The sequence below is a fragment of the Halomonas daqiaonensis genome, assembly GCF_900109725.1.
Lineage (GTDB): Bacteria > Pseudomonadota > Gammaproteobacteria > Pseudomonadales > Halomonadaceae > Halomonas > Halomonas daqiaonensis.
In genome coordinates, this window is sequence record NZ_FOBC01000014.1 from 63774 (window position 1) to 76254 (window position 12481).

At 64.1% G+C, this 12481-nt stretch carries 11 protein-coding genes and 1 riboswitch; of the genes, 5 read left to right on the plus strand and 6 right to left on the minus strand.

All coding sequences use genetic code 11. The features are described from left to right. Nucleotides 1–106: 106 nt before the first annotated feature. Both BMY30_RS12075 and BMY30_RS12080 read right to left on the minus strand, forming a co-directional pair. Nucleotides 107–802 carry a TenA family protein gene (locus BMY30_RS12075; protein ID WP_089714014.1) on the minus strand — a complete coding sequence of 232 codons (696 nt, stop codon included), beginning with the start codon at nucleotides 800–802 and terminating at the stop codon, nucleotides 107–109. Further along, a complete protein-coding gene (locus BMY30_RS12080; RefSeq protein WP_089714016.1) occupies nucleotides 802–2205 on the minus strand; it encodes a sodium:solute symporter family transporter in 1404 nt (467 codons plus the stop codon). Before BMY30_RS12080 ends, BMY30_RS12075 begins: the two co-directional genes overlap by 1 nt. Beyond that, nucleotides 2195–2313: riboswitch (TPP riboswitch) on the minus strand. It overlaps the preceding gene by 11 nt. An 85-nt stretch (nucleotides 2314–2398) precedes the next feature. Between BMY30_RS12080 and BMY30_RS12085 the strand changes: the two genes are divergently transcribed. Beyond that, the gene (locus BMY30_RS12085; protein ID WP_342027786.1) at nucleotides 2399–3103 is read left to right on the plus strand and encodes a hypothetical protein; all 705 of its coding nucleotides are present in this window, start codon (nucleotides 2399–2401) and stop codon (nucleotides 3101–3103) included. Here BMY30_RS12085 and BMY30_RS12090 read toward each other — a convergent pair. Further along, the gene (locus tag BMY30_RS12090) at nucleotides 3100–3858 is read right to left on the minus strand and encodes an HNH endonuclease (RefSeq protein WP_089714018.1); all 759 of its coding nucleotides are present in this window, start codon (nucleotides 3856–3858) and stop codon (nucleotides 3100–3102) included. The genes BMY30_RS12085 and BMY30_RS12090 overlap by 4 nt on opposite strands. 63 nt (nucleotides 3859–3921) lie before the next feature. Beyond that, a complete protein-coding gene (locus tag BMY30_RS12095) occupies nucleotides 3922–4509 on the minus strand; it encodes a peroxidase-related enzyme (protein WP_089714020.1) in 588 nt (195 codons plus the stop codon). A gap of 183 nt (nucleotides 4510–4692) precedes the next feature. On the opposite strand from BMY30_RS12095, the gene BMY30_RS12100 reads away from it, so the two are divergent. Together BMY30_RS12100 and BMY30_RS12105 are read left to right on the plus strand one after the other, a co-directional pair. Then, nucleotides 4693–4923, plus strand: coding sequence for an AbrB/MazE/SpoVT family DNA-binding domain-containing protein (locus BMY30_RS12100; RefSeq protein WP_089714022.1), 231 nt, complete (start codon nucleotides 4693–4695; stop codon nucleotides 4921–4923). After that, on the plus strand, nucleotides 4904–5260 hold the full coding sequence (locus tag BMY30_RS12105) for a type II toxin-antitoxin system PemK/MazF family toxin (RefSeq protein ID WP_244516198.1): 357 nt from the start codon (nucleotides 4904–4906) through the stop codon (nucleotides 5258–5260). The genes BMY30_RS12100 and BMY30_RS12105 overlap by 20 nt, the downstream gene beginning before the upstream one ends. Before the next feature lie 72 nt (nucleotides 5261–5332). Here the strand turns inward: BMY30_RS12105 and ltrA are convergent, their stop codons facing one another. Both ltrA and BMY30_RS12120 read right to left on the minus strand, forming a co-directional pair. After that, nucleotides 5333–6721, minus strand: coding sequence for a group II intron reverse transcriptase/maturase (gene ltrA / locus BMY30_RS12110; protein WP_089714027.1), 1389 nt, complete (start codon nucleotides 6719–6721; stop codon nucleotides 5333–5335). Nucleotides 6722–7243: 522 nt separating this feature from the next. Beyond that, the gene (locus tag BMY30_RS12120) at nucleotides 7244–8743 is read right to left on the minus strand and encodes a CoA-acylating methylmalonate-semialdehyde dehydrogenase (protein WP_089714029.1); all 1500 of its coding nucleotides are present in this window, start codon (nucleotides 8741–8743) and stop codon (nucleotides 7244–7246) included. A 239-nt stretch (nucleotides 8744–8982) separates the two neighbouring features. Here BMY30_RS12120 and BMY30_RS12125 point away from each other — a divergent pair, with 239 nt between their 5' ends. After that, nucleotides 8983–9957 carry a LysR family transcriptional regulator gene (locus BMY30_RS12125; protein ID WP_089714032.1) on the plus strand — a complete coding sequence of 325 codons (975 nt, stop codon included), beginning with the start codon at nucleotides 8983–8985 and terminating at the stop codon, nucleotides 9955–9957. Between the two features lie 159 nt (nucleotides 9958–10116). After that, entirely contained in the window at nucleotides 10117–12300 is a 2184-nt protein-coding gene (gene katG / locus BMY30_RS12130; RefSeq protein ID WP_089714034.1) for a catalase/peroxidase HPI, read from the plus strand. The last annotated feature ends 181 nt before the right edge of the window (nucleotides 12301–12481 follow it).

Sequence of the window (12481 nt, forward strand, 5' to 3'; positions counted from 1 at the left end):
TGTCCATATCGCCACCGCACGACCTAGCCGCTTTCCTCGACTGAGCATCGCATGGACCGGACGGATGATTGGCGAGGGCCATGCTCCTTCTCACTGACCGACCCGCTCAGCGCGGCTGCACGGCGTCATGGAAGGCGCGCTCCTTCGCCACGGTGTCGCGGAAGCGCTCGGTCATGCGGGCGAAGGCAGTTTCGTCCAGCGCCATGGCCTCCTCGTCCAGGCGACGGCGCAGCCAGGCCACGAACTCCTGGAAAGGCGGATTGTCGTGCAGGTCGATCCATTCGGCCATCAGCGGGTGCAGCCCCTCGACACGCGTGACGCGCAGCGCCCACTCGAGATAGAGCCACTCGGTGACCACCAGCACGGCCAGGATCTCGGCGTAATGGCCGCCCTGGCCGATATCATGCAGCAGCTCGCGAAACGCCCGGGTCTCGGGCAGGTAGTCCGGCGCCTCATGCTGGCTCCCGGGCACATCGAAGGCCTCGAAGGTGCGCTGGAAGGTGCTGTTCTCATCGCTTGTGAGCATGCCCATGAACTGCCCCAGCACCACCCGGTCATCCATGGTCGGCGCCTGGCCGATGGCATGACCGATCAGAGCGGTGAAGGGGTCGACGAAGCCGTAGTCCTGCACCATGTAGGTGGCGAAGTCGTCACCCGATAGCCGCCCCTCTGCCAGCGCATCGAACAGCGGGTGGTTCACCGTGGCAGACCAGTCGGGCTCGCTGATCTCGCGCAGCCAATCGGTGATGCGGGCCGATTCTCGGCCGGCGGCCCAGGCGTTCCAGTCAGAACGGATCGTCATCAGGCGTCTCCCTTGCTTGCCAGGTAAAATCTCGCCCCCGGCCGAAGCCAGGCGATCAGCAGGCTGACCAGGGTGGAGGCGAGCAGCGCGCCCAGGAAGGGCGCCAGGGTCGGGATGCTGCCGGGGAAGCTCGCCGCCAGCACGCCGGCAGAAAGGCTGCCCTGGCTGACCCATCCCGGCAGCACCGCGCCGAACAGCCCCGCCAGGCCGCCACCCACTGCCGCCAGCGGCGACATGCGTTGCCACAGTCCCAGCAGCACCGGCACCACGATGGCGGCGCACAGCAGGTCGGCGATCAGGAACAGGCGCAGCACCGAGAAGCCCTGCAGGGCCACCCATACCACCGGCACCATCATCGCCACCGTGACCAGCCGTGCCGCCCGCACCGAAAGCCCGCGCCGCCCGGAGCTGGCCACCGCCATGGAGGCAATGGCGTTCTGCAGGGTATCCACGCTGGAAGCCACCAGGGTTACCGCCAGCACCAGCGCCGGCAGGCCCAGCCAGGCCGGCGCGGCGGAGAGCAGCGCAAAGAAGGGGATCGGTGGCTCGCCCAGCGCCAGTCCCTGCATGGCCGCCAGCATCCCGAGCCCGCCGATGGCCATCACCACCAGCAGGCTGCTGGTCGCGCCCAGCAGCGCCCCACGACCCAGCGCTCGGTCGTCCTCGGCCGCCCAGATACGCTGCCAGTAGCCCTGATGGAAGAGGTTGGCCGCGGTGACCGCAATCACCAGCGTCAGCGCCACGGAGAGGGCGCTACCGGCGGGCACCGAGGGCATCACCGCCTCGGCCGGCATGGGCGGCAGCCACCACCAGGCCACGCCGCCGACCAGCACCAGCAGGGCCAGCAGCAGCCACGCCTGCCAGCGATCCGTCGCCAGGCTTGCCCGCAGGCCACCCACGGTGGTGTAGGCCAGGGTGACCACAGCCAGGCCAAGAATCACCAGCGACGGCGGCACATCGGAGAGCAGCGCGGCGATGGCGCCGATGGCGGTGAGCTCGGCGGCCAGGAAGCAGGCCATGTAGGCCACGGAGACGAAGGAGACCCAACGCCGCACTCCGGCGCCGTAGCAGGCCTCGGCGAACTCACCGATACTGCGACCTTCCGGCAGGTAGCGGCGAATGGCGGGGCCATAGAGCCCCAGAACGATGAACGGCAGCGACGAACCGATGGCATAGCCGGCCAGCGCCACCGGCCCCACGAAGGCGCCGATCTCGGGGGGCGCGAAGAGGATCCAGGCGCCCATGCTGGACGCCAGGAACGACAGGCCGATGGCCTGGGCCCCCTGGGAGTTGCGGGCCGTCACGTAGTCATCGAGGGGGCCATCGGCCCGACGGGCCCTCAGGCCCAGGACAGCAAAACAAAGCAGCGCCGCGCCGAGCACGGCAGACGTCAGGTAGGGCATGTCGCACTTCCTCCGCCGGTATGAACCGGATCAGGTTCCAGGGTCAGCGCAGTGCGCTCTCTCAGCCCAGCCGACGCATACGGCAGCGGGACTCCCCTGGCGACAAATGAATGGATTGTGGGATCGCGCCTCAAGCCGTAGCCGGGATGGCCGATAGAGACGGGATCGAGGAGCATCATAGCGCCACCTCGTCATGACGACCACCCGTGCCGGAACCCCCGAGATGCCCTACACCGAAGCCAAGGAACATGTCCCGGGTCGCTTGCATGCGATCTTCATTGATCCCTACAGCGCCTTCGAAAACGCTGCCACAGAGCGCTTGCTGCACCTGCGCGTGGCTACCCAGGCGCTGGTACTGGCACCAATGCGAGACGCCAGGCTGGTACTTCGCGTCATCCACGGCTGGGCGAACGGCAGCTTCGAGCCCTCTGAGCTATGCCACAGCGATCATCGGCTGGGCTCCCTGGCGGAATTTTGCCGGGTGGCCGACGACTACCAGAACGCCTTCGAGAATCTGAAGCCGCTGCCCCGTGACGCCGCTTCCCTACTGGCCGAGCCGCTGGAACGGGCTATCGCAGCCGCCGAGGCGAACGGCCAGGCACTCGAAGAGGAAACCTGCACCATCCCCGCCCGCTGGCCCGCCTTCCCACAGGGCCTGACCCTCTACACCTTCTTCAAGGTCTACCACCGCCTCACCTACGGGGAAGATGATACCTACCGTTCGGTCCTCTGCCAGACCGCCGACGGGCCCCGTGAGATCCACGAGTTTCATCTGGAGGAAGGTGAATGTGCCGTGGTGGCGCCTCGCGAAGGCGAAATCGGCGACAGCGTGCTGATCCTGCACGAAAGCCAACTCAGGCCCATATTGCGGCTGATGGAGGAGAGCCAAGGCAGTTAGTGCCGATAGCACTCTCGAAAATGCCAATCGAGATAGTCGCGATTGGGAAACACTGAAGCCGTCAATTTCAAAGGCTGTCCATCGATATCGCTGAGCTGCCCTTTTAGCTGACCATTCAACCCTCCCTCAGCCAACTCTGGAGAGATTCGGATACATCCTCGGCCATCAATAGCCAATAAGCCTTTGTCGAAGGCACGATCATGCAGCGCATTGAGGCAGAGCCCGTTGGCAGGGTCAAGGCGACACTCGGGGCGCACCTGCCAGGGCACAATATGACTAGCAATCAGCAAGTCCTCATGACGAAGTCCCGTAATAACGCAGCGGGTGTCATAACGAATCATCACTGCTTTGCGGAATAGCGACTGCCCTACTCGCCGCTTCTGGATACTCGCTACGTCCTGTCCGGTGTAGTCAACCTCGACGTCGGATGGCGCCACTTTTTCGCCAAGGATCGACCAAATCTCCTCGCATTCACTGGCCAGAGCTTCTGGTTCGGCCATGAAGCGTTGCCATAGCAAGCGGTCCTGCTGGGAAGCGCCGGATAGCCCCTTCTTGCCAAGTGCCAATACTTCAGGATCGAGACTCGCATAGTTGGAAAGCTTCATCGCAACGGAATTGGCCGAGCGCCCCATCTGTTCAGCCAACTTGATAACCTCAGGCCGCCCCCGGTGAAGCTGCCCAAAGGTGAGTCGACAGTAGAGGGATAACACCAGCAATCTATCTTGATCCATCCATGTCTTTCTTTCCGCCGCCATGTGGGCCTCCCCAGTCTGGTTATCTTGAGCCTACGCTGGCGCCTCAATGGTGGCCAATACTGCTCACTTCTCCCGCGGCACCCTCCCCATCAGGTAGAACTCCTCGTTGGGCGGGGTGCCGGTGAGGGTGACCAGGCGATTGGAGAGGCCGAAGAAGGCGGTGATGGCGCCGATGTCCCAGATGTCGTCCTGGGTGAAGCCGGCCTCGGTGAGCCGGGCTTCCCATTCGTCGGTGAGCTCGCCCACCTCCAGGCCGCAGTACATGGCGAAATCCAGCATGGTGCGATGCCGCTCGCTGATCGGCGCGGTGCGGTGGTTGATGGCCACCTGGTCGGCAAGCAAGGGGTTCTTGCTGTAGATCCGCACCAGGGCACCGTGGGCCACCACGCAGTAGAGGCAGTGGTTTCGGGCGCTGGTGGCCACCACGATCATCTCTTTCTCGGCCTTGGTGAGCGTGTCGGACTCCCGCTCCATCAGGGCATCGTGGTAGGCGAAGAAGGCACGAAACTCGGCCGGCCGATGGGCCAGCATCAGGAAGACATTGGGGACAAAGCCGGCCTTCTCCTGCACGGCCAGCATGGCATCGCGTACGTCTGCGGGCAGGTCCTGGATCGATTCGGGGACGGGAAAGCGGCTGATCGGTGGGGTCATGGTGGCTCCAGGGATTGTTGTTGCTGGGCAAGCCGTCAAGATAGCAGTTGACGTTAACGTAAGCATATAGCCTTTGGCTCAAGATCAACCGAACCGCCGAGAGGGTGCAGCCCTTCATTGCCACAGGCTGGCAGCAAGGCTAGCATTACCGTATTACTTAAAAAATTCGGAAGGAGGCGAGCCATGTCCACCGCCAGCAGTCGTCTGACCAGCAAATACCAGGCGACGATTCCCGGTAACGTCCGCAGGGCACTGGACCTTCATGCCGGCGATACCATCTGCTTCGAGATCGAAGACGGTGAGATTCGACTTCGCAAGGCATCACCGCTCGACCTGGCCTTTACCCATGCGGTGGAAGAAACCCTGAGCGAGTGGAATTCCGAGGCCGACGAGGATGCCTACCGTGATCTTTGAGGCCTTCGATGTTGTGGTTGTGCCGTTTCCTTTCACCGACAGGAACACGACCAGGCGTCGGCCAGCGCTGGTCATCTCTTCTAACGAGGACTTTCATCGCTCTACAGGACAGCTCCTGATGGCCATGATCACCAGTGCCAACAACTCCTCCTGGCCGCTGGATATCGAAATCCAGGGTCTCGATGCCGCAGGCTTACCCGCGACTTCCATCGTGCGCATGAAGCTCTTCACTCTGGATGAACGCCTGATCATCCGCCAGGCTGGACGACTTGAGCAGGACGACCGACGCCGAGTGATCAGCGCCCTGAGGGCCCTGATGCCAGCCATCGTCCAGTAAATCGAGTAGGAGGGGGAGTCGCCTCCCCCGTCCTCTCACACCACCGGGCATACGGTTCCGTACCACGGCGGTTCACGAAGAACGGCTGAGCCCTCTTACCGTATCGAGTACCGTGATCATGCCCTGCCGGTCGAACCACTTGCGTGGCAAGGCCTGGTTCATGTGCGAGGCACCGGAATTCCACCAAGGGCCTCGCCCATTCCCCGCCGATTTCCAGGCACGATGCTCGTCCAGACCTAGCGCCAGAAGCTTCCGGCGTCGGGTCCTTGGCCGTTTCCACTGTCGCCAGATCAGGCAGCGCAGTCTACGGCGTATCCATCGATCCAGTGCTTCCAGCGGGCGCTTCACGTCGACAAGGCTGAAATAGCTGGCCCAGCCCCTCAGGACCGGGATCAACTCTTGGATGACTCGCCGAATATTGCGCCCGTTACCGCGCTTCAGGATCTCGCGGACACGCTGCATCAAGCGTGTCAGACTGGCCTTGGCCAGCGTCAACTTCGGCAGCTTGTGCCGGGTCAGCGTGTAGCCCAGATACCCTCGGTTCCAGGGACGATCCACCGCACTCTTGTCGCGATTGACCGTCAGCCGGAGCGAATTCTCGAGAAAATCACTCAGGCTGGCCATGACGCGCTCTCCCGCCCGCCGACTCTTGACGTACACCTGCATATCATCGGCGTAACGGCAGAAGCGGTGGCCCCGGCGTTCCAGTTCCTTGTCCACGTCGTCCAGCAGGATATTCGCCAGCAGCGGGCTTAACGGCCCGCCCTGGGGCGTACCCTGCTTGCGTGGCGTGGTCAGGCCATGCTGGAACATACCGGCTTCCAGATAGCGGCGGATCAAGCGCAGCACCCGCGTGTCGCGGACGCGGCGCGCGACCCGTGCCATCAGCAGGTCGTGGTTCACTCGGTCGAAGAAGGCTTCCAGGTCGAGGTCGACCACCCAGCGGTGGTCGGCGGTTACATGGGCCTTCATGGCCGAGACGGCCTGCTGGGCACTGCGTTTCGGGCGGTAGCCGTAGCTCGATTCGGAGAAGCCCGGATCGAAGAGCGGCGTCAGTACCTGCAACAGCGCCTGCTGGATCAGCCGGTCGCTGACCGTGGGAATGCCGAGCTGTCGGGTCCCACCCTTGGGCTTGGGAATCTCGACGGCTCGAATCGGGCTGGGATGGTACTCACCGGCCAGCAGCCGCTCGCGCAGCGTTGGCCAGTGCTGTTTCAGGTGATCCGCCAACTGTTGCACCGTCATGCCATCGGCACCCGGCGAACCTTGGTTGGCGACTACCTTACGGTAAGCCTGCGCCATGTTGGCTTTATCAACCACGGCCTCCATGAGCAGGGTTGGCTCCGCTTTCGTCCACGATGACGACGCCGGGACCGTCTCGACGCCCACCGGCCGGGACTCGGGGTGCCGCCCCTGCCCCTCTGGGTGGGTGGCGGTATCAGCGCCAGTTTCGGTCTTCATGATCGATCCTCGAGACGTCATTGCCTACTCGCGGTTCTTCATGTTCGGCCCTTGGTGCCGCGGTGAACCGGCACGTACTATGGCCTCTGCTGACGTCTGGTGGCCCATCCCGTCGCCTCTCGACGCCGGTAGCACCGTGGCAGACCACCAGACCTCCCAGGGTAAGACGCGCGACCTTCCTCCCACCTGCCCGCCGCATTTACTGCCGCCCCTCTGGATAGCTATTGGGCTTCGGGTGTCGTGGCCCCCTCGCCCAGGTGCGACAGCCTCGTATGCGATTCCTGTTCGTCGGGCCGGGAGTTTGCCTTAAGCTTCCTTCAGATTCCGCCTCGCGGCAGACACCCTTGCTGTTTGGCTAACGGTTCCCGCTATCAGGGTCCGTAGGGGACTTGCACCCCCAAGTCATCCCAGGGCACCACCCCCGGGAACAGCACCTGTCGGTGCTGCGCGCCATGCCTGGCGCACCACAACACGGCCCCGCCTCATGCGAGGCGGGGCCGCAGGTTCGCAGCGCTGGAAGGATCAGCCCAGCGAGATGGTGCTGTTGATGCCGCTGGAGACGTTTTCCGGCTCGAACCAGCGCGCGGTGACGGTCTTGGTCTGGGTCCAGAAGGCGATGGCCTGCTTACCGTTGGGGCCCAGGTCGCCCAGCTTGGAGCCGCGCGAACCGGTGAAGCTGAAGTAGGCGACCGGCACCGGAATCGGCACGTTGATGCCGATCTGGCCGACGTCGATGTCGGTCTCGAAGCGACGCGCCACCCAGCCGGAGTTGGTGAAGATGGAAGTGCCGTTACCGTTGGGGTTGGCGTTGATGAACGCGATCGCCTCGTCCAGGGTCTCGACGTTCACCACGCACAGCACCGGGCCGAAGATCTCCTCGCGATAGATGGTCATCTCCGCGGTCACGTCGGCAAACAGGGTGGGCCCGACGAAGTTGCCCTTCGGATAGCCTTCCACCTGGCAGCCACGGCCGTCGACCATCAGCTTGGCACCTTCCTTCTCGCCGGCGCTGATCAGGCGCTCCACGCGCTCCTTGGCCTGCGGAGAAACCAGCGGGCCCAGGTCGGCGTCACGCTGGGTGCCGGGGCCGACCTTCATGTTGCGGGCGCCCTCGACGATGTCGTCCAGCCACTCGCGGGCCTCGCCCACCAGCACCACCACGGAGTTGGCCATGCAGCGCTGGCCGGCGGCACCGAAGGCGGAGCCCAGCAGGTTGTTGATTGCCTGGCTGCGGTTGGCATCCGGCATCACCACACAGTGGTTCTTGGCACCCATCATCGATTGCATGCGCTTGCCGGCGGCTGCGGCGCGGTTGTAGAGCAGCGAGCCCACGTGGCTGGAACCGATGAAGGAGAGCGCCTTGATGTCAGTATGGTCGGCGATCTGGTTGGCCACGTCCGGCCCGCCATGGACCACGTTGAGCACGCCGGCCGGCACGCCCGCCTCATGCGCCAGCTCGACCAGACGCATGGTAGAGGTCGGGTCCTGCTCGGAAGGCTTCAGAACGAAAGTGTTGCCGGTGGCGATGGCCAGCGGGAACATGAAGCACGGCAGCATGATCGGGAAGTTGAAGGCGGTGATGCCGGCGCCCACGCCCAGCGGCTGGTGCATGGTGTAGACGTCCACCTCGCTGGCGGCGTTCTCGGCCAGCTCGCCCAGCTGCAGGGAGGTGATCGAGCAGGCATGCTCCACCACTTCCAGGCCGCGGCCCACCTCGCCCTCGGCGTCGGGCAGGGTCTTGCCGTGCTCTTCGGTGATCAGCGCGGCAAGCTCGGCGGTATTGTCGCGGATCAGCGCCTGCAGCTTGAGCATGATGCGCATGCGCTTGCCCAGCGGTACCTTGCGCCAGGTCCTGAAGGCCTCCTTGGCGCTGGCGACGGCCGTCTCTACCTCCTCGGCAGTACAGAACGGCACGCGGGCCACCACTTCCTGTGTGGCCGGGTTGACCACATCGCGCCACTCCTGGCTCTGGGACTGGACGGGCTGGCCGTCGATATACATGGGGATTTCGCGAACGGACATGGGGCGTACTCCTTTTTATCTATGCGGTCACTGCCGGGAATCGACTTGTGGCTGGATCGCAGCCGCGGATCGCCCAGGCATTAGACTTTGTGTGTATAAATACACGGAAGATCATGATAATGAGTCTATCCGCACGCCGGATAGCGTGACAACGGGTACTCGGGCACATTGTTTGTGCGTTAATGCACAACACTTCGATGGCCAGGGCTCGGGCACAAACTACGAGCGCGAGGACCTCCATGCTTGACTGGCAGGACATCCAGATCTTTCTCGAGGTGGCGCGCAGCGAGCGCCTCACCGATGCTGCCCGCCGCCTGGGGCTGGACCACTCCACCCTGTCGCGGCGGACACGGCGCTTCGAACAGGCGCTCAATACCCAGTTGTTCGAGCGCAGCACCCACGGCTACCACCTCACCGAGGCCGGCCAGCAGCTTCTCGCCCACGCCGAGGAGATGGCCCGCCACGCCTTCGAGGCCGGTGAGAGCCTTACCGACAAGAATCACCAGATCAGCGGCCAGATCCGGCTGGGCGTCACCGAGGGCTTCGGTACCTGGGTGATCGCCCCGCTGCTCTCCGCCTTCTGTGAGCGCCACCCGGGCGTCACCCTGGACCTGCTCGCCCTGCCGCGGGTGGTCAACCTGAGCCGCCATGAGGCCGACCTGGCCATCACCGTGGAGCGGCCGGTGAGCCCCGGCCTGGTGATCTCGCGACTGTGCGACTATCGGCTGCGGCTCTACGGCAGCGACGCGTACCTGGCCCGCCAAGGCATGCCGGAGCGACTCGCCGAGCTGGGCGCCCACCGACTGGTGGGCTATGTGGATGACCTGATCTTCAGCGAGCAGCTCAGCTACCTGGAGCCGCTGCTCGATCCCGCCGTGGTGGGCCATCCCGGGCCACACTTCGCCATGCGCAGCACCAGCGTCACCACCCAGCATGCCGCCTGCCTCCACGGGGCGGGGCTCGCGGTGCTGCCCTGCTTCATGGCCAGCGCCTCGGAAACGCTGGTGAACGTGCTGCAGGAAGAAGTAGCGATCGATCGCCAGTTCTGGATCACCGCCCGCCAGGAGCAACGCCGCCTGGCCAGGGTACGCCTGCTTTGGGATTTCCTGCGCGAGGCCCTGGAGGCCAACAGCTCCTTCCTGATGGGCGAGACACGCACCCTGACAGTGCCGGCCCTGCCTCCAATACAGAATAGCTATCGAGATGGTCGGTAATGTCACATTGAGCTGTTGGACTATCGGAGCGTAAGTTGGAGGGAGGGGGCAGTGAGAACCGGCCGTGGCGCATGGTTGAGAGGACTCATTGTCCCGCGGGACTGCCATCGTCTATATACAGGTAGCAGCTCAAACAACGTAGCCAGATTGGAGAGTGAAATGGGAGATCAGCAGAGTGCCGGCAAGTGCCCGGTGATGCATGGAGGCCAGACCGCAAGCGGTCATTCCAACACCGACTGGTGGCCGGAGTCCCTGAATCTGGACATCCTTCATCAGCACGATCACAAGACCGACCCGATGGGCGAGGACTTCGACTATCGCGAGGAGGTCAAGAAGCTCGATTTCGACGCGCTCAAGAAAGACATGCATGCCCTGATGACCGAGAGCCAGGAGTGGTGGCCGGCCGACTGGGGCCACTACGGCGGCCTGATGATCCGCATGGCCTGGCACGCGGCGGGCACCTACCGCATCGCCGACGGACGCGGCGGCGGCGGCACGGGCAACCAGCGCTTCGCTCCGATCAACTCCTGGCCGGATAACGGCAACCTCGACAAGGCGCGGCGCCTGCTCTGGCCGATCAAGAAGAAGTACGGCAACAAGATCAGCTGGGCCGACCTGATCATCCTCGCCGGCAACGTGGCCTATGAATCCATGGGCTTCAAGACGTTCGGTTTCTCGTTCGGCCGCGAAGACATCTGGCATCCCGAGAAAGACATCTACTGGGGGGCAGAGAAGGAGTGGCTGGCGCCGTCCGACGAGCGCTATGACAGTGTCGATAAGCCCGACACCATGGAGAACCCGCTGGCCGCGGTCCAGATGGGCCTGATCTACGTTAACCCCGAGGGGGTCAACGGCCAGCCCGATCCGCAGAAGACCGCCGAGCAGGTTCGCGAGACCTTCGCTCGCATGGCCATGAACGACGAGGAGACCGCGGCGTTGACCGCCGGCGGCCATACGGTCGGCAAGACCCACGGCAACGGCGACGCCGAAGCTCTTGGGCCCGAGCCGGAAGCCGCCGACGTCGAAGCGCAGGGCTTCGGCTGGCTCAACCCGAACCTGCAGGGCAAGGCCACCAACGCCATCACCTCGGGCCTTGAGGGTGCCTGGACCAAGAACCCCCTCGAGTTCGACATGGGCTACTTCGACATGCTGTTCGGCTACGAGTGGGAGCTCACGAAGAGCCCCGCCGGTGCCAACCAGTGGGAGCCCGTCGACATCAAGGAAGAGGACAAGCCGGTCGATACCAGCGACCCCTCCGTTCGCCGCAATCCGATGATGACCGACGCGGACATGGCAATGAAGGTGGACCCGACGTACCGGGCCATCTGCGAGAAGTTCATGAAGGATCCGGAATACTTCAAGGACTGTTTCGCCCGCGCCTGGTTCAAGCTGACCCATCGCGACATGGGCCCGAAGCCCCGCTACATCGGTCCGGAAGTGCCGGCCGAGGATCTGATCTGGCAGGACCCGGTACCGGCCGGCAACACCAACTATTCCGTCGAAGCCGTCAAGGAGATGATTGCCGAGAGCGGTGTGTCCATCAGCGAGATGGTCAGTACCGCCTGGGACAGCGCCCGCACCTTCCGCGGTTCCGACATGCGCGGCGGTGCCAATGGGGCGCGCATCCGCCTGGCCCCGCAGAAGGACTGGGAAGGCAACGAGCCGGAGCGCCTGACCAGGGTGTTGAAGGCCTATGAGAAGATCGCCGCCGACAGCGGTGCCAGCGTGGCCGACGTGATCGTGCTGGGCGGCAGCGTGGGCATAGAGCAGGCGGCGAAGGCCGCCGGCCACGAGATCCTGGTACCCTTCTCCCCGGGCCGTGGCGACGCCTCCGACGAGATGACCGACGCCGACTCGTTCGAGTACCTGGAGCCGCTGGTCGATGGCTTCCGCAACTGGCTTAAGAAGGACTATGTGGTCAAGCCGGAGGAGATGCTGCTCGACCGCGCCCAGCTGATGGGGCTGACCGGCCCGGAGATGACCGTACTGATCGGCGGCATGCGCATGCTCGGCACCAACCACGGCGGCAGCAAGCATGGCGTGTTCACCGATCGCGAGGGTCAGCTGACCAACGACTTCTTCGTCAACCTGACCGACATGAACAACACCTGGAAGCCGGCGGGCAACAATCTCTACGAGATTCGCGACCGCAAGAGCGACCAGGTGAAATGGACGGCCAGCCGCATCGACCTGGTGTTCGGCTCCAACTCCATCCTGCGCTCCTATGCCGAGGTCTACGCCCAGGACGACAACCAGGAGAAGTTCGTCAAGGACTTCGTCAAGGCCTGGACCAAGGTGATGAACGCCGACCGCTTCGACCTGGAGAAGCTCCAGAAATCATGAGGCGTTAAGCGTGCCATGAGGCCAGGCGGCAAGCCTGGCCAGTGATAGAGACGCTCGGGTGAAAGCCCGGGCGTCTTCTTGTCTGCCCCCTGCCAGCACCCTGGGTCGAGCTGTTCCAGGCACGAATCCATGCCGGTGCAGGTGACCCCCCTTCCCGTCTTTGACAGCCTCCTGTCGTTGG

What these genes read in the sequence shown, in the direction of transcription:
- BMY30_RS12075 (WP_089714014.1), bottom strand. Translation starts at nt 802, where the DNA reads ATGACGATCCGTTCTGACTGGAACGCCTGGGCCGCCGGCCGAGAATCG.
- BMY30_RS12080 (WP_089714016.1), bottom strand. Translation starts at nt 2,205, where the DNA reads ATGCCCTACCTGACGTCTGCCGTGCTCGGCGCGGCGCTGCTTTGTTTT.
- BMY30_RS12085 (WP_342027786.1), top strand. Translation starts at nt 2,399, where the DNA reads ATGACGACCACCCGTGCCGGAACCCCCGAGATGCCCTACACCGAAGCC.
- BMY30_RS12090 (WP_089714018.1), bottom strand. Translation starts at nt 3,858, where the DNA reads ATGGCGGCGGAAAGAAAGACATGGATGGATCAAGATAGATTGCTGGTG.
- BMY30_RS12095 (WP_089714020.1), bottom strand. Translation starts at nt 4,509, where the DNA reads ATGACCCCACCGATCAGCCGCTTTCCCGTCCCCGAATCGATCCAGGAC.
- BMY30_RS12100 (WP_089714022.1), top strand. Translation starts at nt 4,693, where the DNA reads ATGTCCACCGCCAGCAGTCGTCTGACCAGCAAATACCAGGCGACGATT.
- BMY30_RS12105 (WP_244516198.1), top strand. Translation starts at nt 4,904, where the DNA reads ATGCCTACCGTGATCTTTGAGGCCTTCGATGTTGTGGTTGTGCCGTTT.
- ltrA (WP_089714027.1), bottom strand. Translation starts at nt 6,721, where the DNA reads ATGAAGACCGAAACTGGCGCTGATACCGCCACCCACCCAGAGGGGCAG.
- BMY30_RS12120 (WP_089714029.1), bottom strand. Translation starts at nt 8,743, where the DNA reads ATGTCCGTTCGCGAAATCCCCATGTATATCGACGGCCAGCCCGTCCAG.
- BMY30_RS12125 (WP_089714032.1), top strand. Translation starts at nt 8,983, where the DNA reads ATGCTTGACTGGCAGGACATCCAGATCTTTCTCGAGGTGGCGCGCAGC.
- katG (WP_089714034.1), top strand. Translation starts at nt 10,117, where the DNA reads ATGGGAGATCAGCAGAGTGCCGGCAAGTGCCCGGTGATGCATGGAGGC.